The organism is Methyloversatilis sp. (assembly GCF_030696805.1).
Classification (GTDB): Bacteria; Pseudomonadota; Gammaproteobacteria; order Burkholderiales; family Rhodocyclaceae; genus Methyloversatilis.
On record NZ_JAUYRO010000053.1, the window covers coordinates 47,878 to 72,865 of the forward strand.

The following is a 24,988-nucleotide window of genomic DNA, read 5'->3' on the forward strand; positions in this document are numbered from 1 at the left end:
TGATCATGACCTGGCGGGTCCGCCGCTGATGTCGAGGCACAGATACTTGATGTCGACATACTCCTCGATGCCGTGCTTCGACCCTTCACGGCCGAAGCCGGACTGCTTGATGCCGCCGAATGGCGCCACCGCGTTCGAGATGCGTCCGGTATTCAGGCCGACCATGCCGCATTCCAGTGCTTCGGCGACGCGCCAGCTACGGCCGATGTCGCGTGTGTACAGATAGGCGGCGAGTCCGTACTCGGTGTCGTTGGCGAGCGCAATGGCTTCGGCTTCGCTATCGAAGCGGAACACCGGCGCCACCGGGCCGAATACTTCCTCGCGGGCGATGCGCATCGCAGGGGTCGCATCGGCCAGCACGGTCGGTTCGAAGAAGGTGCCACCCAGCGCATGGCGGCGTCCGCCGCACAGCACCCGGGCACCTTTCGCCTTCGCATCTGCGATCAGCGCCTCGACCTTTTCGATTCCTGCCATGTTGATCAGCGGCCCCTGTTCGACACCCGGTTCGGCGCCGTCGCCGACCACCAGCCGCGCCGAAGCGTCGGCCAGCCGGGCGACGAAGGCTTCATGCACGCGGGACTGCACGATGAAGCGATTGGCGCACACGCAGGTCTGGCCGCTGTTTCGGTACTTGGCCGCCAGCGCGCCCTCGACTGCGGCGTCGATATCGGCGTCGTCGAACACGACGAAGGGCGCATTGCCGCCCAGTTCGAGCGACAGCCGTTTGAGGGTCGGTGCGCACTGCGCCATCAGCCGCCGCCCGACCGCCGTCGAGCCGGTGAAGGAAAGCTTGCGCACCGCCGGATCGGCGCACAGCACATCGCCGATCTGCGCCGGATCACCGGTGATCACATTGAGCACGCCCGGCGGCACACCGGCGCGCATGGCCAGTTCAGCCAGCGCGAACGCCGTCAGCGGCGTCAGTTCCGACGGCTTCACGACGACGGTGCAGCCGGCTGCCAACGCCGGGGCAACCTTGCGCGTGATCATCGCCAGCGGGAAATTCCACGGCGTGATGGCGGCGCACACGCCGACCGGCTGGCGCAGTGTCAGCAGCCGGGTGTCGTGCGCCGACGACGGAATGATGTCGCCATAGACGCGCCGGCCCTCTTCGGCAAACCATTCGACGAAGGACGCGCCGTACTTCACCTCGCCGCGCGCCTCCGCCAGCGGCTTGCCGTTCTCGGCCGTGATCAGTGCCGCGAGGTCCTTCTCGTGCAACAGGATCAGTGCGCACCAATCGCGCAGCACCCCGGCGCGGGCTGCCGCGGTCAGTGCGCGCCAGCCGGGCAGGGCGCGGGCCGCCGCGTCGATCGCCCGCGCGGTTTCCGCAGCGCCACAGCCGGGCACGTCGGCCAGCCATTCGCCGGTCGCCGGATTGCGCACGGTCAGCGTGGCGCCATCGTCGGCCGTGATCCACTGGCCGTCGATCAGGTTGGCGCTGCGCAGCAGGGCAGATTCAAGGTTCAAGATTCAAGACTCAACATGGATGCGGCCGCGACAGGCGATGCTGAGCCACTTTCGGCCTGAAGCTTGCCTCTGATTTCAACCGAACAGCCCGAGCGCCATCAGCAGCGGCAACGACAGCCAGAACAGCAGCGTACTCCAGCCGATCAGCAGTGCCGAGGCGGCGGCATCGATCTTGAAGCGCTCGGCCAGCAGCAGCGATGTCATGAAGGTCGGGGTGGCGCATTCGACCAGCGAGGCGCGCTGCGCTTCGGTCGGCGCGTCGGACCACAGCAGCACGATGGCCCAGATCAGCAGCGGTGCGACCAGCAGCTTGACCGACGCGGCGACCAGCACTTCGGTGCGCGGCACCAGACGGCGCCACGGTATGGTCATGCCGAGTACGAACATGATGACCGGGATGGCCGCCTGACCGATGAAGCGCGCCGCCTCGATCAGCGGCGGATAGGCCAGCCCGCTGTACTGCGCACCCAGTCCGAGGGCGAAGGCCCAGATCGGCGGCATCATCAGCACGGTGCGCAATACGTCCGGGCGCTCGCCTTCGGCGTGCGAACCAAGCCGGGTGGCGATCCACACGCCCAGCGTCCACACCACCGGCATGGTCATGAACATGTCGTTGAAGATGGCGTAGCGCATGGCGCCGGCGCCGAAGAAGAACTCCAGCACCGGCGCGCCGACGTTGAAGGTGTTGCCGAACATGCCGCCCAGCATCAGCGAGGCGCGCGTCGTGTCGTGCAGCCCGGCGCCCAGTCGCGTCTTCCACAGCAAGACATAAAGCAGCGCGCCATTGGCCAGCGTGCCGATGCCCACCAGCAGCGGCACCGTCAGCAACTCGAAACTGATCGGCGTGCTGGCGGCCACCGCGAACAGGATGGCCGGATAGAACAGGTAAAGCACCAGCCGGTTCAGCTGCGCGCGCAGCACACCCGCGTCGTGACCCTCGCCCATGCGCGCCGCCCACCAGCCACCGGCCGCGACCAGAAGCGACAGCGGCAGCATGACCTGCACCATCAGCCCGAGCAGATTGCTGCCCAGCGTCACGCCTGCACCTCGGTCAGATTGCGGCCACGCGTTTCGGTCACCATGGCCGCACCGGCCAGACCGATCAGCGCAGCGACGACGAACACCGACATGCCGGACGCCATCGCTGCAGCAGTCGGTTCGCCCGGGCCGCCGATTTCGCGTTCGATCACCCAGCCGACCAGCGGTTGCTGGATGGCGGCGCCGAGAAAGCAGCCCACATTGACCACGCTGGTGGCCATGCCCGACAGCGCGGGCGGATTCACCTCTTTTGCGCTGGCCCAGCTCAGCGTGAAGGCGGCCGCCGACATGCCGAGCAGCGCGAACAGCGCATGGCTGGCCAGCGGTGTCAGCGGCATGCCCTGGGTCAGCGGCTGCCAGCACAGCAGATAGACGGTGCCGACCACCAGCATGACGCTCTTGCGCCGACGCAGCCGGTCGGACAGCCGTCCGATGAACAGTGCGCCGAAGGCAAAGGCGACCAGCATCAGGGTGGCGTGCTGCGCGGCCAGAGCGCGATCCATGCCCTGGACCTTCATCAGCCAGGGGATGCACCACAGGCCGGCGAATGAAAAGAAGCTGCCGGCAATGCCCAGATTGACGAACAGCCCGGGCCAGGTTGAACGGTTGCCGGCAACGCGCCGCAGTCCCGCCTTCCAGTCGTCGGCCAGCGGCGCATGCGCCGCCTTGCCGGACAATTCGCGCAGCGACGGCAGACCGGCGTCTTCCGGCCGGTCGCGCACGTGCAGCCAGGTCAGCACCGCCAGCAGCATCGACAGCAGGCCCAGCGCCACGAATACCGAGCGCCACGACACCACGCCGACCAGCAAGGCAAGCGGCGTCGCAGCGACGGCCGCACCGAGGTTGCCGATGAACTGGGTCAGCCCGCTCATCGTGGCGAAGCGGCTTTCCGGAAACCAGGCGGCGTTGATCTTGAGCAGCGCGAGAAACGGGAAGGACACGCCCAGGCCGACGAGTGCGCGGCCGACCACCGCGACGAAAAGCGAATCTGCCTGGGCAAAAATGATAGCCCCGATGCCGGCGATGACGCCGCCGAAGGCCACGATGCGCCGTGGCCCCAGCGTGTCCATCAGCACGCCGGTCGGGATCTGCATCAGTGTGTAGATCCAGAAGTAGCTGGCCGCAAGGATGCCGAGCGAGGCCGGGCCGACTGCAAAGTCGCGCGTCAGCTCGCCGGCAATTGCAGCAGGCGCGGTGCGATGGAAAAACACCAGCACATAAGAGCAGGCGAGCAACAGGAATGCCGTCCAGCGCAGGCGGACCAACAGGCGGTTCTGTTCGGCGAGGAGCATCGACCGGATTCTAGGTTGCACCGCAAGGATGCGCAGGCGCGCTGGCACCTGCGCATCAAGCTGTAACGGTTACATCAGTTGTACAGATAGTTCGGCAGCCACAGGCCGATGCCGGGGAACATGTAGAGCAGGATGAGCATGATCACCTGGATGCCCATGAACGGCAGCATGCCGGAGAAGATCTGGTTCAGCGTCACGTGCGACGGCGCCACGCCCTTCAGGTAAAACGCCGACATCGCCACCGGGGGCGACAGGAAGGCAGTCTGCAGATTGATCGCCACCAGCAGGCCGAAAAATAGTGGGTCGATGTTGAAGTGCGCCAGCAGCGGCACGAAGATCGGCATGAAGATGACGATGATTTCGGTCCATTCCAGCGGCCAGCCGAGGATGAAGATGATGCACTGCGCGAGGATCATGAACTGGATCGGTGTGAGGTCCATCGACAGCACGAATTTCTCCACCAGATCCTGACCGCCGAGCAGCGCGAAAGCGGCCGAGAAGATGGCGCTGCCGACGAACAGCCAGCACACCATGGCCGAGGTCTTGGCGGTCAGGAACACCGACTCCTTGATCACGCCGAAATTCAGCTGGCCGTAGGCGGCCGCCAGCAACGCGCCGCCGAAGGCGCCGATCGCCGCCGCCTCGGTCGGTGTCGCCAGTCCGAACACGATGGAGCCGAGCACCGCCAGGATGAGCACGGCCAGCGGAAAGAAGGACGACAGCAGCATCTTGAAGATTTCCAGCCGCTCGAAGCTGAGGATGGCGTAGAACGCGATCAGCAGTACGGCGCAGATGGCACAGGCGACCCAGAAGCTCGACGGGGCGGCCGGCGCTGCGGGTGTCTCATCGCTTGCAGGCGCTTCGGCGCCGGGCTCGGCCAGCGAGGGTGCAGGCGTTTCGGCAGCCATCGGCGCCGCCCCCGGCGGTTCTGCGAGGCCTGCTTCCTGCGGGGGCTCGGATACGCCGGCTTCCAGTGGCGGCTCGCTCAACCCGCCATCGCTGTCCGGCTCGGCCAGCGATGAAGACGAGTAGCTGCTTTCGAACGATTCGAGTCCGGCCGGTACCTCGTCGATCACCCTGACTGCCGTCATTGAGCTGTGGATGGCAAACAGCGACACCGCCACCGCGATCAGCGGCAGCAGCGCGAGCCCGAGCTGGCCGAGCAGATTGCCCATCGGCACATCGGCGTTGCGCGGCCCTTTCACCGCGGCCAGCAGCGAGGGCAGGGCACGCGAGCCGTACTGGCGCGCCACCTGCGTCGCCAGCGCCGGCAGCGGAACGTGCCGTTCGGCCTCGGGCAGCGGCGGCGCCCAGTCGGGGCGCAGCTTCGCCATGATGATCACATACACCATGTACAGGCCGGCCAGCATCAGCCCGGGGAAGAAGGCGCCGGCATACAGTTTGACGACCGACACGCCGGCCGTCGCCCCATAGACGATGAGCATGACCGACGGCGGAATCAGGATGCCCAGACAGCCACCGGCCGTGATGACGCCGGCCGACAGCCGCACGTCGTAGCCGGCGCGCAGCATGGCCGGCAGCGCCAGCAGACCCATCAGCGTGACCACCGCACCGACGATGCCGGTCGCTGTTGCGAAGATGGCGCAGGTCACCAGCGTGGCGATGGCCAGCGAGCCGGGCAGGCGCGACATCGCCAGATGCAGGCTCTTGAACAGCTTTTCGATCAGGTTGGCGCGCTCGACCAGATAGCCCATGAAAACGAATAGGGGGATCGATATCAGCACGTCGTTGGTCATGACCGAAAACGCGCGCTGCACCATCAGGTCGAGCGTCTGCTGGGTCGCGATATCCGGGTTCTGCGAGCGGTAGGCCAGCCAGGCGAAGATGACGCCCATGCCCATCAGCGTGAAGGCGGTCGGAAAGCCCAGCATGATGGCCACCACGACGAGCGCCAGCATCAGCAGGCCCAGATGGCCGCTCGTCCATTCCGACGGCGCGGGCATCAGGATGGCCGTGGCGGCAATGATGATTGCCATCAGGCCGAAGCCGAAACGCAGTTCCTTCCTCATTTCGCACTCCCGGCAGACGCCTCTTCAGGCAGGTCGGCGTGCACCATGTGGCGCAGCTTCTCGACGTCGACTTCCTCCACGTCCCGCACGCGCGACGGCCATTCACCCTGGCGGATGCAGATGATGCAGCGCAGGATTTCCACCACGCCCTGCAGCATCAGCGAGGCACCGGCCAGCGGAATGATGGCCTTGAACGGATAGATCGGCGGGCCGTCGGCCGACACTGAAGAGTGTTCGTTGATCACCCAGGATTCGGACGCGAAGTCCCAGCCGGCCCAGCACAGCGCCAGCACGCCCGGAATGAAGAACACGAAGTACAGGATGAGGTCCAGCGTGGCCTGGGTGCGCGGGCGGAAGAACCCGTACAGCACGTCGCCGCGCACGTGTCCGCTGGCGGCCAGCGTGTAGGCGCCGGCCATCATGAACAGCGTGCCGTAAAGCATGTAGGTGGCGTCGAACACCCAGGCGTGCGGCGTGTTCAGCACGTAGCGGGAGAAGACTTCCCAGGTGATGACAAGTGTCAGCAGCACCACGGTCCACGCAAAGGCGTGTCCGACCAGGGTGTTGAATCGGTCTATGCGCAGCAGCAGTTGTTGCATGGCGGTTTCCTGATCCGGCAGGCACGCGCATCGATGCCTGCAATGAAAAAACCGGCGCCCCGTTCCGGAGCGCCGGTCTGTCACCTACCGAGCGGGCTCAGCCCTTCTTCGAGAAGAAGTGGTCGTAGGCCATGCGGAAATTGACGGTGGTGTCGTTCTGCCATGCAGCGGCGCGCTTCGCGAACGTGCGCTGCGATTCAAGCACCTTGGCGAACAGCGGGTTTTCGGATGCCTTCTTGTCGGTCACCTTGTCCCACGCGGCCAGTTGCGCCTTCAGGATCGGGTCCGGCGTCTTGTAGAACTTCACGCCCTGCTTGTCGCGCATTTCCATGTAGGCCGTGGAGTAACGGTCGATCGCCTTCCACGACATTTCGGCCGAAGCAGCCGGAACGGCAGACGCGATGATGGCGCGCAGGTCCGGTGCCAGGGCATCGAGGCGCTTCTTGTTGAACAGGATTTCGAACTGTTCCGACGCTTGGTGGAAGCTCTGCAGCATGCACACCTTGGACACGTCGGGGAAGCCGAGCACCTGATCGCTCGACGCGTTGTTGAACTCGGCTGCGTCGAGCAGGCCGCGGTCCATTGCCGGGACGATTTCGCCGCCGGGCAGCGCGTTGACGGACACGCCCATGTCGGTGAACACGTCGATCGACAGGCCGACGGTGCGGAACTTCAGGCCCTTCATGTCTTCCGCCTTCGACACCGGCTTCTTGAACCAGCCGAGCGGTTGAGTCGGCATCGGGCCGTACATGTAGGACACGACGTCCATGTTGAGGCTCTTGTAGATTTCTTCCAGCAGCGCCTTGCCGCCACCGAATTCGTGCCACGCCAGCACCATGTTGGCGTCCATGCCGAAGGCCGGACCGGAGCCCCACAGAGCCAGCGCGGAATTCTTGCCGTACCAGTAGGCAATCACGCCGTGGCCGCCATCGAGCGTGCCCTTGTTGACCGCATCCAGCAGATCGAATGCCTTGACCACCGAGCCGGCGGGCAGTACGTCGATCTTCAGCCGGCCACCCGACATGTCATTGACCCGCTTGGCGTAGTCCTGGGCGAATTCGTGGAAGATGTCTTTCGCTGGCCAGGTGGACTGGAAACGCAGCGTGATCGGCGACTGGGCGACCGAAATGCCCGGGAAGGCCACTGCCGCCGTACCGGCTGCGGTGCCGGCGGCTCTGGCCAGGAAGTTTCTGCGGGCTGCCTGGGGCTTGTTCTGTTCGGACATGTCGTACTCTCCTCATCGTCGTTGTTGTGACCGCATCGTGCTGTGCGGTGCAATGATCGCCGTGTGCCGTACAGATACGACGCGTGACGATGCTAACCCCGCCGTACCGGCCACGACAAGGCGCACTGCAGCGTCGCTCCGTGAGCGGGCGCACCGTATATTTTCTGCCTTACGGTTTCCTTACTTGACCAGGCCCCAGTTCTGCAGTCGCTGAAACGCAAACTGCGCCTGCGCGTCCTTGTTGCCGCTGCGGATGTAGGCCGCGTAGTGCTGGCTGGCGTTGCGCTTGTCCTGCATGGTTTCGTAGGCAACACCCTTCAGGAACAGCGTGGACGGGTTGCCCGGCAGGATGCGGTCGTAGGCATTGAACGATGCCAGTGCCTCCTGCGGCCGGTTCAGTGCAAGCTTCGATACGCCGCGCTGGTACAGCGCCTGGCCTTCGCCCGGATAGATCTCTGCCGCGCGCGCGAAGTGACGATCCGCATCGTCATACTGTTTCTGCGCAATCAGGCACTTGCCCATCAACACGTTGCCGCAGTAGTCGTCCGGCGCCGCCTTGAGCGCCCGGGCGAAATTGCCTTCGGCCTCTTCAATCGATTTCTTCGCCATCAACGATTCGCCGTCCTGCTGCGCCTTGATGGCCGGCGCGATGCGGCGCAGCGACGCCGTGTTGTCCATATAGCGTTCGCGCGACAGCTTCTTGTTGCGCAGCGCACCATAGGTGCCGTGCGCCTCGCGCTCGGCCGTGGCGTAACGCTCGTCGGACATCGGATGCGACGAGAACATGGTCTGCAGCAGACTGGGCTTGGCCTTGTTCTGGCTGCGCAGCATGTCCATCAGATTCACCATCCCGTCCGGGTTATAGCCGGCCTTGGTCATGTATTCCAGGCCCAGCGCGTCGGCCTGGCGCTCGTCGCTGCGCGAGTAGCCGGCGAGCAGCGCACTGGCGCCGACCTGGGTCGCGATATTGGCCAGCGGTGCGGCGCCGCGGTAGTCGGACATCGCCACCGCGACATTCACCGCTGTCGCGCCGACCTGGGCCATCATCGAGCGGCCGGCCTGTTTCGCGCTGTGGCGCGCATTGACGTGGCCTGTTTCATGGCCGAGCAGGGCGGCCAGCTCGTCCTCGCTGTCCATGTCCAGCATGATGCCGCGCGTGACCGCCATGCTGCCGCCGGGGAAGGTGTAGGCGTTGATGTAATTGGCGTTCACGACGCGTGCGTTGTAAGGCACCTCCGGCCGATGCGTGTTCTTCGCGAGCGACAATTCGAGGTTGTTCACGTAGCGGTTCAGCGCGTTGTCCTGCACCGCACCGTAGTCAGCCGAGAACTGCTTGGGCGAATGCTGGCGGTCGATGCCCAGCTCACTTTCCTCGGACATACCGACAACGACCTGCTTGCCGGTGATCGGGTCGGTCGCACAGCCGGTCAGCTGAGGCAGCGTCACCGCGGCGCCGGCAATGCCGGACAGCCAGAGGAAGTCGCGGCGTGACATTTCGCGGCGGAAGTAGCGGTCATGTGACATGTGGTCGGTCCTTTAGAAGATTCTGGGTGCGGCCTGCGAATACCTCCCCGCGGGCGCTACTCCGCAGGCGATTTGCAAACTTTGATCAGACGACGGCGTTCATTTCGAGGCCGGATCGTCTGCAGGGCAGGCTCCTGCGAAAGACGAGACCTTCGTGAGAGCTTCGTTGGCCGGCACATCGCTCACGCTGGCTCTGCGTGTTCCACCATCAACTGTATGCGACGCACGCCCTGGTATTCGTTCACGTCCAGCCGGTAGGCCGCGTTGACACGGGCCGGCAGGGGTTCCGCGCGGTTGAACCAGATGGCGTCGAAACTTGCGCCGTCCTTCACCAGGGAGAGCTTGAGGTGCTTGTCCTTCAGCAGACGCTGATTGCGTACTTCGAAGTGATCGGAAAACACCGGCGGCGGAAAGCCCTGGCCCCATATCTCAGCTTCGATCAACGTCGCCGCGTTGAGGTTCATCAGCGACGCTTCCAGCGCACCGTCGGTTTCTATGGTGCGGGTCAGCGCCGAAGGTTCCACCATCGTGGCGACCGCCTGTTCGAAGGCGGCTCGAAAGCGGTCGAGATCGTTCTCCAGCAGCGTCAGGCCGGCCGCCATGGCATGGCCGCCGAAGCGGATGATCAGGCCAGGTTCGCGCTTGGACACCAGGTCGAGCGCGTCCCGCAGGTGCAGGCCGGGAATCGAACGGCCCGAGCCCTTGACTTCCCCCTCGTGGCCGCGTGCGAAAGCGATGGTCGGGCGATGCGCGCGCTCCTTGATGCGCGAGGCGACGATGCCGATGACGCCCTGGTGCCAGTCCGGGTGGAACAGCGACAACGACTTCGATTCGCCGATGTCGATGCCGGCCAGTTGCGCCTCGGCATCTTCCTGCATGCCCTGTTCGATTTCGCGCCGTTCGCGGTTGATCGCATCGAGCTGCTGCGCCAGACCGAGCGCGCGCGCGAAGTCGTCGGTGATCAGGCATTCGATGCCGAGCGACATGTCCGACAGCCGGCCGGCCGCGTTCAGCCGTGGCCCGAGCGCAAAGCCGAGGTCGAAGGACTGTGCCTGCGATGGCTCGCGCCCGGCCGCGGCGAACAGCGCGCGCAGCCCGGGCACCATGTTGCCGGCGCGGATGCGTTGCATGCCCTGGGTGACCAGAATGCGGTTGTTGTGGTCCAGCTTGACCACGTCGGCCACGGTGCCGAGCGCCACCAGATCAAGCAGATTGCCCAGATTCGGTGCTTCCCGGCCGTCGAAGGCGCCGCGGCTGCGCAGTTCGGCGCGCAGCGCCAGCATGACGTAGAACATGACGCCGCAGCCGGCGATGGCCTTGCTCGGGAAGTCACAGCCGGGTTGGTTCGGATTGACGATGACGTCGGCCGCCGGCAGTTTGTCGCCCGGCAGGTGATGGTCGGTCACCAGTACCGACATGCCGAGTTCGTTCGCCCGCGCTACGCCCTCGACGCTGGCGATGCCGTTGTCCACGGTGATGAGCATGTCCGGTTCGGCGTGCGCTGCCAGATCGACGATTTCCGGCGTCAGGCCGTAGCCATACTCGAAGCGGTTCGGCACCAGATAGCTCACGTTGGCACCCATGGCGCGCAGCGCCCGGATGCCGATCGCGCACGCGGTCGCGCCATCGCAGTCATAGTCGGCGACGATCAGCAACCGGGCGTCGGCTTCGATCGCGTCCGCCAGCATGACCGCCGCGTCGGCCAGCCCGCGCATCGAATCCGGCGGCAACAGCGCCTTGAGCGAATAGTCGATCTGGCTGCGGTCCTGCACGCCACGCGCGGCGTACAGGCGGGCCAGCAGAGGGTGCACGCCCTGCTGGGCGAGCATTTCGCTGCTGCGCAGCGGGACGGGGCGGTTCTTGATGCAGGTCATCGGAATTCCGGCAGGCAGGGGCCGCGCGTCAGCGCGACGGAACGACGGAAAAGGGACGGCGCCAGAACTTCATCAGATCGCGCCGGTGCACGGTGACATCGACGCGGCCGCTGTCGCCGCTCAGTGTCAGGGTTAGCGTCTGCACATCGCCGCGCTTGAGTGCGGCCAGCGCCGGCGCAATCCACTGTGTGTCGAGCGCGCGGGCAGCGTCTGTCCAGGCTTCGGCATCGAGATAGAGCGAGGGCGCCAGCGCGCAGTCGAGCACCACGAGATTGTCGGGCAGCAGCGCCACGCCGACCTGGGCCGGCAGCGGTGCGGTGCGCACGCCGGCAGCCAGTGCCATGCCACGCGCCAGCGCATTGTCGGACCACACCTGGATCGGCCTGGCCTGCGCGCGCGCGACCGCCACGCCTGCGCCCCAGAACCAAAGGCTGTTGATGGCCGGACGCCCGGCTTCTTCACGCGCGGCATTCACCGGATGGCTATGAAAAAGCATCTGCGTTTCGTTCATCCACTGACGCACCCTGGCGCCATCCGAACCGGATGGCAGGCGCACGTCGATCTTGCGCCCTAGCGCACCGCCAGGCGGCGTGGTGATGACCGAAATGGCCTCATGCAGCGCCAGATGGCCGTGGCCGCCGGCGCCCATGTAGAGCCAGCCGACATTGGCGAAGTGGGCGTTCCACGACGCGCACAGCGCGGCGGCCTCCTCGGCGTCAGGTGCCACATCGGGCCCATCGGTCAGCAGCAGCGCGTCGCGTGCGAAGCGAAGATGTACGGCATCGGCCGCCAACCACTGCCGGCTGTTGACCGCCTCGCCCTGGCCGGCACGACGCAGCGCGCCGAACGGAGCCCGCTCATCCAGCCCGAACAGTGACGCCAGCAGGTATTCGGCCGCCAGCGCCGGCCGCCGCAAAGTGGTGCCGCAACCTGCCAGACGCGACAGCGCCGGCGTCTTCAGCGACAGCAGTGCGGGTGGATGTTGCGGAGAGGGGGGCCAAAGCAGGCCGGGCAGAACGATGTGCAGGGACATCATGCAAGTGTACCCCGCCGGCCGGCCGGACTTCGTGGCTTGCATGGACCGAGGCAGTGGCCCGGTCGGAGTGGATGCCTTGGGAGCGGCCTGTGTGGGAGCGGCGACCCACGGCTGGCTCTTCATGGCCAGTCGGCTTTGTGGACGGCGATCGGCGAGGTTTCTGTGGGAGCGGCGTCCCCGCCGCGATACGGACTTCGCACAGCGAACGTCGCAGCACGGATCGCGGCGGGGACGCCGCACAGGTGTCGCTCCCACGAAGAGCCGTCACCACCCTCCGCCCCCGCCGCCGGCCGGCGGTGAGAGGCATCCGGATCCCCTTCCCAAAAGAAAAGCCCCGCTCTGGGCGGGGCTTTCCGGTACGGCTTCGATCGAACGACTTACTTCACGCGGTTCTTGTACTCGCCGGTACGGGTGTCGATTTCGATCTTGTCGCCGATTTCGCAGAACAGCGGCACCGACACTTCGAAGCCGGTGTTGATCTTGGCCGGCTTGAGCACCTTGCCCGAGGTGTCGCCCTTGACACCCGGTTCGGTGTAGGTGATTTCGCGCACCACCGAGTTCGGCAATTCGACCGAAATCGCACGGCCTTCGTAAAACACCACTTCGCAGGCCATGCCGTCTTCGACGTAATTCAGTGCGTCGCCCATGTTCTCGGCGTCGACTTCATACTGGTTGTAGTCTCCATCCATGAACGTGTACATCGGGTCGGCAAAGTACGAGTAGGTGACTTCGCGCCGCTCGAGGATGACCACGTCGAACTTGTCATCGGCTTTATAGACGGTTTCCTGACCGGAGCCGGTCAGCAGGTTCTTCATCTTCAGCTTGACGACGGCCGAGTTGCGGCCGGATTTGTTGTAGTCGGCCTTGAGTACAACCATGGCTTCGCTGCCGATTTTCACGACGTTGCCGGCGCGCAGTTCCTGAGCGGTTTTCATGCAGGGTTCGTTCCTGTGGGGAGGGTTGTGATTGAAAGCCGCCGATGTACAGATCGAACCTTTGCAACCCCTGTTGCAACGCCCGCTGCGGCAAACCCGGCATTATATAGGTGGTTGATTAAACATCACAAGCTGTGTCGCGAGGTCGTCCTGAGCCGCCAGCATGGCCGCCCTCCATCGTGCATGCGATACCAGTCGCGGCAGGTCGCCGAGCACCGCCTGCCAGTCTTCAACCGACACCGCAGCTGCGCTGTTCCAGCCGCGATGAAGCGCCCGCAGGCGTGTCGCCACTTCGTCGGGCAGGCCTTCGGCATGGCGGTCGAGGAAGGCGTCGAGCTTGGGAAGGTGGGCGCCCGCGTCCTGCGGGTAGATGTGCCACAGCATGGGCCGGGCGGCCCACTGTGCGCGCACGAATGAATCTTCGCCACGGACAATGTTCAGGTCGCACTGCCACAGCAGATGGTCGTAATCGTCCTGGTCCATGAAGGCGAGTACGTGCAGCGAGAGCGCGCCGCGCCGTACGACGTCCCCGGCGCGCAATGCCCGACCGAGTGCCTCGGCCGCCACCGTCAGCGACCGGCTTTCCGGCACCCACAGTTGCACCGGTTGCGCATGCGCCGCGAGGGCATCGATCAGCGTCGCGATCGATGGGCTTTCGTAGCTGAACAGCGAAAGCTGCAGCGCCCCGCCGTCGACCGTCACGCCAAGTCGCGCCAGATCGCGCTTCCGGGCAGCGGTATCGGCCAGCCAGGCGTCGCGCTGCGCCGGCAGGTCGCGCTCGCGCAGCAGGCCACCGGTGCGCGCGGTAAAACCGGGAAAGAAGAAGCGCTTGGTCAGCCCGCTCGCCGCGTCGTGCGACGGCAGGCCATGGCAGTCCTCGACCCAGTCTTCAGCACTCAGGTATTCGAGATTGATCCAGCGTGGCGGCGGGTGCTGCGCCGCCATGGCCGTGACGAAAGCCGGCGGCAGGTCGCAGGCGAAAGCTTCGATGACGCAGCCGGCGGGCACGCAGGTCGTGGCGTCGTCGGTCCAATGCAGGACTTCGATACCCGGTTCGGCGGCGCCGTGCGGCTTGATGCGCGTCAGCGCATCGGGTGCATCGACCCACAGTCTGACGTGCCAGCCATGGTCGCGCGCCAGGCAGCGCGCCAGCCGCCAGCACACGCCGATATCTCCGAAATTGTCGATGACGCGGCAGAACAGATCGGCTTCTGGCCGGGGCAGCGACCGCTTCCGTGATGAATCTTGCGTGACAGGGTGCGACATGCCTTCAAGTCCTGAATCCGGTCGTCGTAAAGGAAAAGGTATCCGACATCATCCGTCATTACCTGCCCGCTCAAGGAGTCCAGTCATGCCCATGCAGCGTCCGACGTCCGAAGCACTCGGTTTTCGCCACACTCACCGCACCCTGCAGGCCGGCGAACACATTCCGCCGATGCCGAGCCTGCTCGACCAGATCGCCCAGATCAATGCGATGGCGCTGGTTGCCGAGGCCGATGGCGAGGCCGACAATGACGACTGGGCGGGCGACACGGCGATCGACGACGACGAGGATTGAACCGCGCATCGCGGCCACCGTTCAGCCGGCGGGTGTCCCGGCCGTAAACAGGTCATCTGAACGAAGGACCTGAATCATGCGCGATATTTCTATCGCCACCCTAGACGGCTGGGTGGCGTACATGGGGGACAAGCCCCTGCCGGTTCTCGCACGCACCGTGCGCGAACTGGCCGTATTGCGCGAGAAGGAAAGCTCGGTCAGCGCGCGCAGCATCGCCCAGGTCGTGCTGCACGACCCGCTGATGACGCTGCGGGTGCTCGCCTTCATTGAATCGCGCAATCGTCACAGCCAGCATCACGACATCACGACCATCGAGCGGGCGCTGATGATGATCGGCATTTCGCCCTTCTTCAATCATTTCGATGGCCTGCCCACGCTGGAAGATCATCTGCACGGGCATCCGCAGGCGCTGCTGGGCGTCATGCGCGTCATTGCTCGCGCCCGCCGCGCCACCAGCTGGGCCCGTGAGTGGGCGCTCATGCGGCACGACATGGATGTGGACGAAATCACCGTCGCGACGCTGCTGCACGACGTCGCGGAAGTACTGTGCTGGGTGTTTGCGCCCAAGCTGTCGCTCGACCTGCGCGACCTGCTGCGCGCCAACCCGGGCATGCGCACGGCAGCCGCGCAAAAGGCGGTATTCAACGTCACCGCGCATGAACTCCAGCTCGCACTGGTGCGCGCCTGGAAGCTGCCGTCACTGCTGGTCGAGCTGATGGATGGTCGGCATGCGGCCACGCCGCGCACCCGCAACGTGTCGCTGGCGATCGATCTGGCGCGCCACAGCGCCAAGGGCTGGGATGATCCGGCGCTGCCGGACGATTTCGCTGCAATCGAAGCGCTGCTGCGCGTCAGTCACGAAACCCTGCTCGGCCGGCTGGGGTTGCCGATGGATGGTTCGCCTCCGCCGGCGTTGCCCGACGAGCCCGAGCAGCCCTGAGCTTCGGGCTCGGCGTCGCAGGCTACGCGCCAGATTCAGCGCCTGGCTTCCAGCGCTTCCCAGCGCACCATCGCCTGATCGATCAGGGCCGACAGCTCACCCAGACGCGCGGACACCTTGCTTGCATCGGCCCCCGCACCGGCCGACAGGCGGTCGGTCAGCGTCGCCTGTTCGGCTTCCAGTGTGGCGATCAGGTCGGGCAGCCCCTCAAGTTCCTTCTGTTCCTTGAAACTGAGCTTTGATTTCGCGGCGGCGGCTAGCGGCTTGTCGCCTCTCACGGCCGGCGCGCTGGCGACTTTCGCCGCCGCACTGGCCGCGGCCTGCACCGTGGCGCGCTGCGCCACCCAGTCGGTGTAGCCGCCGATGTATTCGCGCCAGCGTCCGTCGCCTTCGTAGGCAACGGTCTGCGTGACCACGGCGTCGAGGAAGGCGCGGTCGTGCGACACCAGCAGAACGGTGCCGTCGTAGTCCTGCAGCAGCTGTTCGAGCAGATCCAGCGTTTCCATGTCGAGGTCGTTGGTCGGTTCGTCGAGCACCAGCACATTGGCCGGCCGGGCGAACAGCCGTGCCAGCAGCAAGCGGTTGCGCTCGCCGCCGGACAAGGACTCGACCTTGGCGCGCGCACGCTGAGGCGGGAACAGGAAATCGCCCAGATAGCCGATCACATGCGTGCGCTTGCCTGCGATCTCGACGAAGTCCGAGCCCGGACTGATCACCTCGGCGAGCGTGGCCGAATCGTCGAGCTGGCTGCGGAACTGGTCGAAGTAGGCCACTTCGATGCGCGTACCGTTGCGTACCACGCCGCTGTCGGCCTGCAGCTGACCGAGGATGAGCTTGAGCAGCGTTGTTTTGCCGGCGCCGTTCGGGCCGATGAAGCCGACCTTGTCGCCGCGCACGATGCGCGCCGTGAAGTTGCGCACCACCACCTTGTCGCCGAAGCTTTTGCTGACGTCTTCCAGTTCGGCCACCAGCTGGCCCGATGCTTCGCCGCGATCGACCTCGATGCGTGCCCGGCCCATCTGGTCACGCCGTGCCTCGCGCCGCGCGCGCAACTCGTCCAGCCGCTTGACGCGGAACTGGGCGCGCGTGCGCCGCGCCTCGACACCCTTGCGTATCCATACCTCTTCCTGCGCCAGCAACTTGTCGGCGCGCGCCGATTCGAGTGCCTCGGCGGACAGTTCGTCCGCCTTGCGTGCCACGTATTCGGCGTAGCGGCCGGGGTAGCTGCGCAGCTGGCCACGGTCCAGTTCGAGGATGCGGCTGGCGAAGCTGTCGAGAAAGCGCCGGTCGTGCGTGATCACCAGACTGGCGCCGCGGAAGTCGTTCAGCAACGACTCCAGCCAGGCAATGCCGTCGAGATCGAGGTGGTTGGTCGGCTCGTCGAGCAGCAGCATGTCCGGTTCGGCCACCAGCGCGCGCGCCAGCGCTACCCGCTTCAACATGCCGCCAGACAGCGATTCCACCTTCGCGTCGCCCGGCAGCGCAAGCCGCTCCAGCGCCTGTTCGATGCGTTGCTCGAAGCGCCAGGCCTGGTGATGCTCGAGCGCGTCCTGCAGTTCGGACATACGGTCGAACACGGTTTCGTCGCCGTGGGCCATGGCTTCGGCCACGTCGTGGTAATCGATCAGAAGTTGCGCCAGTTCGCCCAGTCCCTGCGCGATCGCGTCGAACACACGCGCACCGGGTTCGAATTTCGGTTCCTGTGACACATAGGCCAGCTTCATGCCGGGCTGGCGCCAGAACGTGCCGTCGTCGAGCGTGGCGTCGCCGGCGAGAATCTTCAGCAGGCTGGACTTGCCGGTGCCGTTGCGCCCGATCAGCGCCAGCCGCTCGCCGGGTTCCACCACCAGTGCAGTGTGGTCAAGCAGCGGCACGTCGCCAAAAGCAAGGCAGGCGTTATCGAGGGTGATCAGTGGCATGGGGAATACGGGAAGTGGAGCGGCGCCGCAGTATATCGCCGCACCGCAGCAAGCCGGTCACCCGGGTACAATCGCGGCCGCCGGCTCCATAGTTGAATGGATACAACAACCCCCTCCTAAGGGGTAGGTACAGGTTCGATTCCTGTTGGGGCCACCAGATCGTCCGCCTCCCGCCCTCCCGCCAATCTTGCCGTCTTAGGTCAATTCTCACGAATGCCGGTTCAAGACTTGGTCCAGATCGACCGATTACGCTCAGGTCAAACAATTCCAACAGACAGGACACGGGCAATCATGGGCATGCGGTCGATGCGGGGCGACGACGTCGCGGTATGGGCAGGTCTGGTGCTGAGCGGCACCGCGGCGGGACTGTCGGCAGCCGGGCTGACGACCGGATGGATTCCCGCGCTGCTGGCTGCAGCGATCGTCAGCCTGATCGCGTCGCAGGTGCTGAGCCGGCGCGCGCGTCGGCATCATGCGGCCCGTCAGGCCGCCCGCATGGCGGAGATCGACCACAGCGTGAATCGCTACGACGAACTGTGTTCGGCCCTGGCCACCGGCAGCCGCGAGCAGTTCCAGCGCCTGCAGGGCTCACTTGAACACAGTCAGGGCATTGTGTCGGGCGCCGCGAGCCGGCTGCGCGAAAGCAGCGGGCAGGAGACGCTGCGCGCGATGGTGGAACAGCTGCAGGCACTGGCCGCAGATCAGGAACAAGCGCAGCGCCGGGCCGACATCGAACAATTTGCCCAGGATACCCAGACAGCGCTTTCGGCGTTCGTCGTCACGGCGGAAAAGCTCGGCGCCGACAGCACCGTCATCGCCGAACGCTTTCAGGGCGTGCGCGGACAGCTCGACCAGGTACGCGGCCTGATCGGCCAGGTGAACGAGATCAATCGCCAGACTTCGCTGCTCGCGTTGAACGCGGCGATCGAAGCGGCGCGCGCCGGCGAAGCGGGGCGCGGTTTCGCCGTGGTCGCCGACGAAGTGCGCAAGCTCGCGCAACGCACTGAATCCTTCAGCCACGAAATCGGCACGCTGCTCAAGCACGTGAATGAATCCATCATTGAAACCGGTCAGGTCGTGACGATGTCGGCCAGCACCGACATCGGTTCGGCGCGCGCGGCCGAGGCCAACGCGGAACAGTTGCGGCGCCGGATGGAGGACATCAACCGTCACGCGGCCCTGCAGGCCGAACGCGTGAACGAGCTGTCGGGTGCCATCCACGACACGGTGATGCAGAGCATCGTGTCGATGCAGTTCGAGGACATGGTGAATCAGGTGCTGGCGCGGGTGCGCGAACAGTCGCAGTTGATGTCGCACTACGTGAATGGCGTCTTTGATGCGCACCGCGATGTCGAGCAGCGCGACGGCGTGTCGAGGGTGACCCAGCGCAACGAAGTGCTGTCGAGACTGTTGGCCGACGCCGAAGCAGCGACCAAGGTGATGAGCCTGAATGCAGTCAGCAAGACTGCGATGTCGACCGGCGAGGTCGAACTTTTCTGAGTGAAGGGCTGTGCTCATTCGGTTCGAGCGGCCAGCCCGAGTGCATCGCGCAGGGCGCCGAGCGTGAGTACGAATCAAATGAGGACAGACCCTGGAGCGGCGCGTGGTGGCACGCCGGGGCAAGCGGCTCAGCCGCGCCGCGCCTCGACCACGCCGTCGACGTCACGCAGCAGCGTCAGTATTTTCTGGATCTGGCCGACGCTGGCGATTTCAACCGTGAAGCTCATACGCGCCATGTCGGCCTTCGACAGCGTGCTCACCGCCGTCACGTTGATGCGCTCGCGCGACAGCAATTCGGAAATGTCGCGCAGCAGGCCCTGCCGGTCGTGCGCCTCGACCAGCAGGTCGGCCGCGAAGCGCGATTCCGGATCCTGGCTGGCGATCTCGCCCCACTGCGCGTCGACCACCCGTTCCGGGTTGCGCGCCACCATGTTGATGTAGTTCGGGCAGTCGCTGCGGTGGACGGCGACACCGCGCCCGCGCGTGACGAAGCCCGAAATCGGATCCGGCGGTGCCGGCTTGCAGCAGCGCCCAAGCTGGGTCAGCAGCTTGCCGACACCTTCCACCAGCACGCCGCGTTCGCCGACGGCACGCGGTGCGCGCGGCTTGATCAGCGGTTCTTCCGGCAGTGGCTCTTCACCCTTGAGCGCGACGTGAATCGCGCGCGGTCCGACCTCGCCGTGCGCGCACGCGATCAGCATGGAGTCAACGCTGTTGTAGCCCAGCTTCTGCGCCAGTTCGTCCAGATTGGTCTGCGCCGCGCCTTCGCGCGACAACTCGCGCGTGAGCCATGTTCGGCCCTGCGCCAGCGTTTCGCCTTCTTCGATCTGGGCGAACCAGCGCCGTACCTTCACGCGCGCCTGATGGGTCGCGATATAGCCCTGCTGCGGGTTCAGCCAGTCGCGCGACGGCCCGCCCTGTTTGGCGGAGATGATTTCCACCCGCTGGCCGTTGTCGAGCGGCGTATTGAGCGGCACCAGTTGACCATTGACGCGCGCACCCCGGCAGCGATGGCCCAGATCGGTGTGCAGCCGGTAGGCGAAGTCGATCGGCGTCGCACCCTGCGGCAGGTCAATCACCTTGCCTTGCGGCGTCAGCACGTACAGCGTGTCGTCGAGCGCGGCACGCTTGAATTGTTCCACCCATTCCGAGTGGTCGGCGATTTCATCGCGCCATGACAGCAATTGGCGCAGCCAGGCAATCTTGTCGTCGTAGTCCTTGTCCTGGCCCGAACCTTCCTTGTAGCGCCAGTGCGCCGCCACACCCATCTCGGCGTGCTGGTGCATCTCGCGCGTGCGGATCTGCACCTCGAGCGAGCGGCCGTCCGGCGCCACGACGGCGGTGTGCAGCGAGCGGTAGTTGTTGCCCTTCGGGTGCGCGATGTAGTCGTCGAATTCACGCGGCAGCGGTTGCCACAGCTGGTGCACAACGCCGAGCGCGGCGTAGCAGTCGCGCACCTCGTCGACCAGCACGCGCAGCGCGCGCACGTCGTATACCTCGGCGAACTCGATGCGCTTGGCGCGCATCTTGTTCCAGATGCTGTAGATGTGCTTCGGCCGGCCCTGGATTTCCGCCTTGATGCCGGCGCTCGCCAGCTCGGCCCGGAGCCGGGTCATCGAGTCGGCAATGAAGGCTTCGCGTTCAAGGCGCTTCTCGTCAAGCTGCCTGGCGATGCGCTTGTAGGTGTCGGGTTCGAGAAAGCGGAAGGACAGGTCTTCCAGCTCCCACTTCAGTTGCCAAACGCCGAGCCGGTTGGCGAGCGGCGCATAGATGTCGAGCGATTCGCGCGCCATGTCGATGCGCTGCTCGTTCGGATTGACCGTGAGCCAGCGCAGGCTCTGCACGCGCGACGCCAGCCTCAGCATGACGACGCGTACATCTGCCACCATGGCCAGTACCATCTTGCGCAGCACCTCGGCCTGGTTGCCGATCTCGGCGCCGGTCGTGCTCCTGGTGGCATGCGAACGGGTGATCAGTCGCAGATGATCGAGCCGCTGCAGGCCTGAAACCAGCTCGCTGACCGACTGGCCGTACTGTTCGGCAATCTGCTGATCGGCGTCGTCGATCACCTCGTGCAGCGGAAACAGCAGCGCCGCGAGTCGGGTTTCGAGGTCGAGCCGCAGCGAGGCGCAGATCAGCGCCTGACCCACCACATGTTCATGCATCGGCTCGCCGGTGCCGAGCGTGCGGCCGGCGTACAACGTCGCCACGCGGTCGTGGGCGGCCCGCAATGTGGCGGCGTCGGCGTCACCCAGGCCGTCGGCCAGCAATTCGAATGTGTTGCGGGCAGTGTCTGCGCTGACGAGGGAATGGACGACGGAAACCATGTTCGGGATTATCGCTGATCAGGGATGCGGGGGCTTGTGGCGCAGCAGCATGGACAGATGCTGCGGAGACCTCAGACTGAAAGAAAAAGGGGCGGCCGATCGCTCGGCCGCCCCGCAGACATCTGTCTCACGACAGTTGTCCTGAATCAGGTCTTCGGCTTGTCCGGTTGGGAGCTCTGGGGTTTGGCGTCGCCGTGCTTATCGCCCGGGCATGCAATGACAACGCTGGACGACGCAAACATCGCCAGCCCCAACAGGATCGCGAGACGTTTCATCACGGATCACCTCCTTTCATGGTTGCGGAGCCAGTACGATAGGCGCGCCCCCGACCTTACGCAAGCAAGGACCATTGCCAAATGTTTCACTGGCTCAGACGCGCGCTTGCGCCGGCCGACGCCGACCTGCCCGAGGTAACGCCTGACACCTGGGCGCGCATCGAGGCGCGGCTTCCCTTTCTCGACTATCTCGAACCGGCCGACCGGCCGGTGCTGCGAGAACTGGCTCGCCAGTTCATCGCCAGCCGGCAGTTCCACGGCGCGCACGACATGGTGCTGCACGACGATCAGCTGGTGGAGATCGCACTGCAGGCCTGCCTGCCAATCCTCAGGCTGGGGCTGGACTGGTACGACGACTGGGTGGGCGTGGTGCTCTATCCGGGCGACTTCCTGGTGCCGCGGCAAAGCGTGGACGACGCCGGCGTGGTGCATGAGTACCAGGAGCCGCTGATCGGCGAAGCCTGGGCCGGCGGGCCCGTGCTGCTGTCCTGGCAGCCGGACGATCACGCGGCCGACGGCGTGAATGTGGTGATCCACGAATTCGCGCACAAGCTCGACATGCGCAATGGCGACGCCGACGGCCTGCCGCCGCTGCACGAAGGCATGAGCACGGCGCGCTGGGCGAGGGTGTGGTCGGACGCGTACCAGCGCTTCTGCGCCGACATCGAAGCCGGTGTCGAAACCGGCATCGACGACTACGCAGCGGAAAGCCCGGCTGAATTCTTCGCCGTCATGTCGGAATGCTTCTTCGAAATTCCGGATCTGATCCAGGACGTGTGGCCGGATCTTTATGCACAACTGGCGCTGTTCTACCGGCAGGATCCGGCGCCGCGCGCCCGTGCGCTGCACGCACCCGGGGGCGAAGCCCTTCCGTGATCGCCGAACTGTTCGCCTGGTGGCGCACTGACTGCCTGCCCGCGGCCCGGCGCCTGGGTTACCGGCGGGAAGCGGCGGCGCTCGTCGTGCGCCACCGGCGCCTGGGCCGGCATTGGGCCGATCACCTGGCCCGCACGCGCGCCGCGCTGCTGACATCGGCACGGCAGGCTACCCGCGCACGCGACGCACCGAAACGCGCATGGATCATGGGTGCCGGGCTTCTGCACGATGTTCCGCTCGATCAATTGCTCGACTGCTTTGAACGCATCGATCTGGTCGACGTCTCCTTCGCGCCGGCGGCGCATGACGCGGCGCGCCGTTACCCGGGGCGCGTCGCTTGCGTCATGCAGGACGTGACCGGCCTGATTGCCGACCCCTTGCGCGATCCGCGCGATGCAACGCCGCCACTGCCCGATGATGCCTGGTGCGCGTCGGTCAACCTGCTCAGCCAGTTGCCGCTGCTGCCATGCGACGCATTGTTGCAGCAGGGCTTGGCCGAACCCGAGGTCGAGCGGCGCGGCCGTGCCCTCCAGCACGCGCACGTCGAGGCGCTGCAAAAGGCGGCGCACGCCTGCCTGATCATCGAATACGCGCAGACCCATCCACCGCCCGGACCCGCCGACATGATTCTGCTGCCCGGGCTGCCGGAACGCCTTGGCGCGTCTGGCTGGCGGCAGCACGACAGTTGGCACTGGCCACTGAATCCGCGCGGCGAAACCGAACTGCCGGAAGGCCGCGCGATGCAGGCCTGGTCGCGCTGACCCGCAGCAGGGAGCGTTGTCGAGTGGGAGGGTTCGACGAAACCGGCATGTGTGAAGGGACCCTGCCGGAGCGCGCATTGTGGGAGCGGCCCCTGTGGGAGCGGCGGCCTCGCCGCGATCGTGCCGCGACCATCGTCGTGCAGCGTGCGTATCGCGGCGAGGCCGCCGCTGCACCGCCGTGCGGCCCGCTCAACTGGCTGGACGGCGCCACGCGCTGGCCAGCCAGGTCTGCTGTTCGCGCGGCAGGCCGAACGGGCGGTAGTAGTGGGTCAGCTCGACGAAACCTGCGCCGGTCATGTAGCGGCGCCAGCCGCCGAGGTCGTGGTAGCTGCCGTAGCGTTCGCCATTCCACCCCTCCTGTCCGTTGCCGCGGGGATTTGAACTGAACAGCACGCCGCCGGGCTTGAGGGCAGCGAACAGCTTGCCCAGCACCTCAGGTAGCAGACGCGCCGGCACATGGAACAGCGAGGCATTGGCGAACACGCCGTCGAAACGCGCCGGGGGAAGGTCGAGATCGAGGAAGTTCTGTTCCAGCACCGTGCAGCCGCTGAACTCGCGCGCCATGGCGGCAGGGCGCGCGGCGCCTTCGAGGCCGGTCGGGCGGTGGCCCATGTCCTTCAGCGTCTTCAGGTCGCGGCCGGGGCCGCAGCCGAAATCGAGCAGCTCGAATGGCGGCTCGATTTCGATGAAGGACAGCAGCGCGGAGATGTTCTGGCTCACGTCGTGGTCGCGCGTACCTTGCCAATAATCATCGGCATGGCGATCGTAGTGGCCCAGCGTGGAACGGGCTATCAGCTCTGCATCGTCGGCTGGATCTGACATGGGGTGCGCTTCCATGGGTGGGGTCGGGGTGACGTCGCTGCAGTGCAGCGGGAAACCTGCGCGAAAACCTCTACGCTTAAAGGGTGCGCGCTGTTCCGCAGCCGATGCGTATTGTGTGCCGATTGCAGGCCCTGCCGCCCGGTCTTCCGACAACATTCAGATAACCGGCCGGCAGCCGATGAAACCCGGGCGGCGTCCGAGGCCCGCGCCCTGCAAGCGGCGAACCATAAAAAGCTTCGCTGGTGCGGCCGCCGCCGCAGCGGATGAAGCGTCGACTACCGATGGAGGAGACCGTAATGAAACGTGCAGGAAAAACCCCCGATCCTGACCCTTGTCTGACAACCGGAAACGAAGTGAGGGTCGGGGCAGGCGCCAGGGAGGACATCGCAGCGGAATTTGTCCCGCCCCTTGACGTGCTGCAGGCGGAAAAAGCCGGATTCGGCATGCCCTGGGAACGCGAACTCGATGTGGTCGCAGCCTGGCAGGCGGCCGGCGGCAATGTCGACAGCGAGTGGGATGTCTGCGTCTGGGAAACGCGCGCCACGAGATTGCGCAGCACATCGAATGCATCGCGCGCGGCCGGTCCGGATGCCGCGAACGAACCCCCGACGATGGCCACCGTGGTCCGCCTCACGACCTCGCTCGTGTCGCTGCGCGAGCGGCTGTTCCGCATGCAGAGCGAGGTGACCGACGTCGCGCGTGGCGAAATGCGCGAGCGGCGCACGCCGGTTGACGATGCCGATGCGGCCCCGCGCTCGGTGGTGCGCCGCCCGCTCGGCGCGCCAAACAGCGCACGCATCCTGCGCCTGGCGCGCGACTACGTGGCGGCGCTCGATCTTGCGCGCGCCGGCATGGCCAGTCTGATCGGATTGCAACCGATGAATGAAGCAACTGCCGAGCCGGTGGTCGATCGCCGTCGCAACAGCGTGCTCATCGATTTTCCCGACCGCCGCTCGGCCGGCTGACGCCTCAAGCCCGCACCGGCGA

The 24,988-nt window shown here is 65.8% G+C and carries 21 protein-coding genes and 1 tRNA gene; 7 read left to right on the forward strand and 15 right to left on the reverse strand.

Annotated elements, in window-relative coordinates; translation table 11 throughout:
- Positions 1-3 precede the first annotated feature (3 nt).
- From Q8R75_RS09505 to earP, 11 genes are all read right to left on the reverse strand, one after another.
- Positions 4-1,473: an NAD-dependent succinate-semialdehyde dehydrogenase gene (locus tag Q8R75_RS09505; RefSeq protein ID WP_305614353.1), complete on the reverse strand. Its 1,470-nt coding sequence runs from the start codon at positions 1,471-1,473 to the stop codon at positions 4-6.
- A 72-nt stretch (positions 1,474-1,545) separates the two neighbouring features.
- Complete coding sequence (locus Q8R75_RS09510; RefSeq protein WP_305614326.1) at positions 1,546-2,508, reverse strand: AEC family transporter; 963 nt, start codon at positions 2,506-2,508, stop codon at positions 1,546-1,548.
- Positions 2,505-3,800, reverse strand: a complete 1,296-nt coding sequence (locus tag Q8R75_RS09515; RefSeq protein ID WP_305614327.1) for an MFS transporter — start codon at positions 3,798-3,800, stop codon at positions 2,505-2,507. The genes Q8R75_RS09510 and Q8R75_RS09515 overlap by 4 nt, the downstream gene beginning before the upstream one ends.
- Positions 3,801-3,874: 74 nt before the next feature.
- Positions 3,875-5,830, reverse strand: coding sequence for a TRAP transporter large permease subunit (locus Q8R75_RS09520; RefSeq protein WP_305614328.1), 1,956 nt, complete (start codon positions 5,828-5,830; stop codon positions 3,875-3,877).
- On the reverse strand, positions 5,827-6,429 hold the full coding sequence (locus Q8R75_RS09525) for a TRAP transporter small permease subunit (protein WP_305614329.1): 603 nt from the start codon (positions 6,427-6,429) through the stop codon (positions 5,827-5,829). Before Q8R75_RS09525 ends, Q8R75_RS09520 begins: the two co-directional genes overlap by 4 nt.
- A 97-nt stretch (positions 6,430-6,526) precedes the next feature.
- Positions 6,527-7,654 (reverse strand): TRAP transporter substrate-binding protein, encoded by a 1,128-nt coding sequence (locus tag Q8R75_RS09530; RefSeq protein WP_305614330.1) that lies wholly within the window; start codon positions 7,652-7,654, stop codon positions 6,527-6,529.
- A gap of 180 nt (positions 7,655-7,834) precedes the next feature.
- On the reverse strand, positions 7,835-9,178 hold the full coding sequence (locus tag Q8R75_RS09535) for a M48 family metalloprotease (protein WP_305614331.1): 1,344 nt from the start codon (positions 9,176-9,178) through the stop codon (positions 7,835-7,837).
- 182 nt (positions 9,179-9,360) lie between these two features.
- Positions 9,361-11,052: a single-stranded-DNA-specific exonuclease RecJ gene (recJ, locus tag Q8R75_RS09540; RefSeq protein WP_305614332.1), complete on the reverse strand. Its 1,692-nt coding sequence runs from the start codon at positions 11,050-11,052 to the stop codon at positions 9,361-9,363.
- A gap of 28 nt (positions 11,053-11,080) precedes the next feature.
- On the reverse strand, positions 11,081-12,088 hold the full coding sequence (locus Q8R75_RS09545; RefSeq protein ID WP_305614333.1) for a hypothetical protein: 1,008 nt from the start codon (positions 12,086-12,088) through the stop codon (positions 11,081-11,083).
- A 377-nt stretch (positions 12,089-12,465) separates the two neighbouring features.
- Positions 12,466-13,023, reverse strand: a complete 558-nt coding sequence (efp, locus tag Q8R75_RS09550; RefSeq protein ID WP_305625977.1) for an elongation factor P — start codon at positions 13,021-13,023, stop codon at positions 12,466-12,468.
- Between the two features lie 102 nt (positions 13,024-13,125).
- Entirely contained in the window at positions 13,126-14,289 is a 1,164-nt protein-coding gene (gene earP, locus Q8R75_RS09555) for an elongation factor P maturation arginine rhamnosyltransferase EarP (protein WP_305614335.1), read from the reverse strand.
- A gap of 85 nt (positions 14,290-14,374) precedes the next feature.
- Between earP and Q8R75_RS09560 the strand changes: the two genes are divergently transcribed.
- Together Q8R75_RS09560 and Q8R75_RS09565 are read left to right on the forward strand one after the other, a co-directional pair.
- Positions 14,375-14,581: a hypothetical protein gene (locus Q8R75_RS09560; RefSeq protein ID WP_305614336.1), complete on the forward strand. Its 207-nt coding sequence runs from the start codon at positions 14,375-14,377 to the stop codon at positions 14,579-14,581.
- A 76-nt stretch (positions 14,582-14,657) separates the two neighbouring features.
- Positions 14,658-15,521 (forward strand): HDOD domain-containing protein, encoded by an 864-nt coding sequence (locus tag Q8R75_RS09565; protein WP_305614337.1) that lies wholly within the window; start codon positions 14,658-14,660, stop codon positions 15,519-15,521.
- 35 nt (positions 15,522-15,556) lie between these two features.
- Here the strand turns inward: Q8R75_RS09565 and Q8R75_RS09570 are convergent, their stop codons facing one another.
- Entirely contained in the window at positions 15,557-17,440 is a 1,884-nt protein-coding gene (locus Q8R75_RS09570) for an ATP-binding cassette domain-containing protein (protein ID WP_305614338.1), read from the reverse strand.
- Between the two features lie 82 nt (positions 17,441-17,522).
- Here Q8R75_RS09570 and Q8R75_RS09575 point away from each other — a divergent pair.
- Together Q8R75_RS09575 and Q8R75_RS09580 are read left to right on the forward strand one after the other, a co-directional pair.
- Positions 17,523-17,597: transfer RNA gene (locus Q8R75_RS09575), tRNA-Arg, on the forward strand.
- Between the two features lie 134 nt (positions 17,598-17,731).
- Positions 17,732-18,940: a methyl-accepting chemotaxis protein gene (locus Q8R75_RS09580; protein ID WP_305614339.1), complete on the forward strand. Its 1,209-nt coding sequence runs from the start codon at positions 17,732-17,734 to the stop codon at positions 18,938-18,940.
- Positions 18,941-19,068: 128 nt separating this feature from the next.
- Here Q8R75_RS09580 and Q8R75_RS09585 read toward each other — a convergent pair whose 3' ends face one another.
- Both Q8R75_RS09585 and Q8R75_RS09590 read right to left on the reverse strand, forming a co-directional pair.
- On the reverse strand, positions 19,069-21,267 hold the full coding sequence (locus Q8R75_RS09585; RefSeq protein ID WP_305614340.1) for a bifunctional (p)ppGpp synthetase/guanosine-3',5'-bis(diphosphate) 3'-pyrophosphohydrolase: 2,199 nt from the start codon (positions 21,265-21,267) through the stop codon (positions 19,069-19,071).
- 146 nt (positions 21,268-21,413) lie between these two features.
- Complete coding sequence (locus Q8R75_RS09590) at positions 21,414-21,542, reverse strand: hypothetical protein (protein WP_305614341.1); 129 nt, start codon at positions 21,540-21,542, stop codon at positions 21,414-21,416.
- Positions 21,543-21,623: 81 nt separating this feature from the next.
- Between Q8R75_RS09590 and Q8R75_RS09595 the strand changes: the two genes are divergently transcribed.
- The gene (locus Q8R75_RS09595) at positions 21,624-22,418 is read left to right on the forward strand and encodes a M90 family metallopeptidase (protein ID WP_305614342.1); all 795 of its coding nucleotides are present in this window, start codon (positions 21,624-21,626) and stop codon (positions 22,416-22,418) included.
- Positions 22,415-23,179 (forward strand): hypothetical protein, encoded by a 765-nt coding sequence (locus Q8R75_RS09600; protein ID WP_305614343.1) that lies wholly within the window; start codon positions 22,415-22,417, stop codon positions 23,177-23,179. The genes Q8R75_RS09595 and Q8R75_RS09600 overlap by 4 nt, the downstream gene beginning before the upstream one ends.
- 189 nt (positions 23,180-23,368) lie before the next feature.
- Here Q8R75_RS09600 and Q8R75_RS09605 read toward each other — a convergent pair whose 3' ends face one another.
- Positions 23,369-24,001, reverse strand: coding sequence for a class I SAM-dependent methyltransferase (locus Q8R75_RS09605; protein WP_305614344.1), 633 nt, complete (start codon positions 23,999-24,001; stop codon positions 23,369-23,371).
- Positions 24,002-24,444: 443 nt separating this feature from the next.
- Here Q8R75_RS09605 and Q8R75_RS09610 point away from each other — a divergent pair, with 443 nt between their 5' ends.
- Positions 24,445-24,966, forward strand: a complete 522-nt coding sequence (locus Q8R75_RS09610) for a hypothetical protein (protein WP_305614345.1) — start codon at positions 24,445-24,447, stop codon at positions 24,964-24,966.
- Positions 24,967-24,988: the final 22 nt, after the last annotated feature.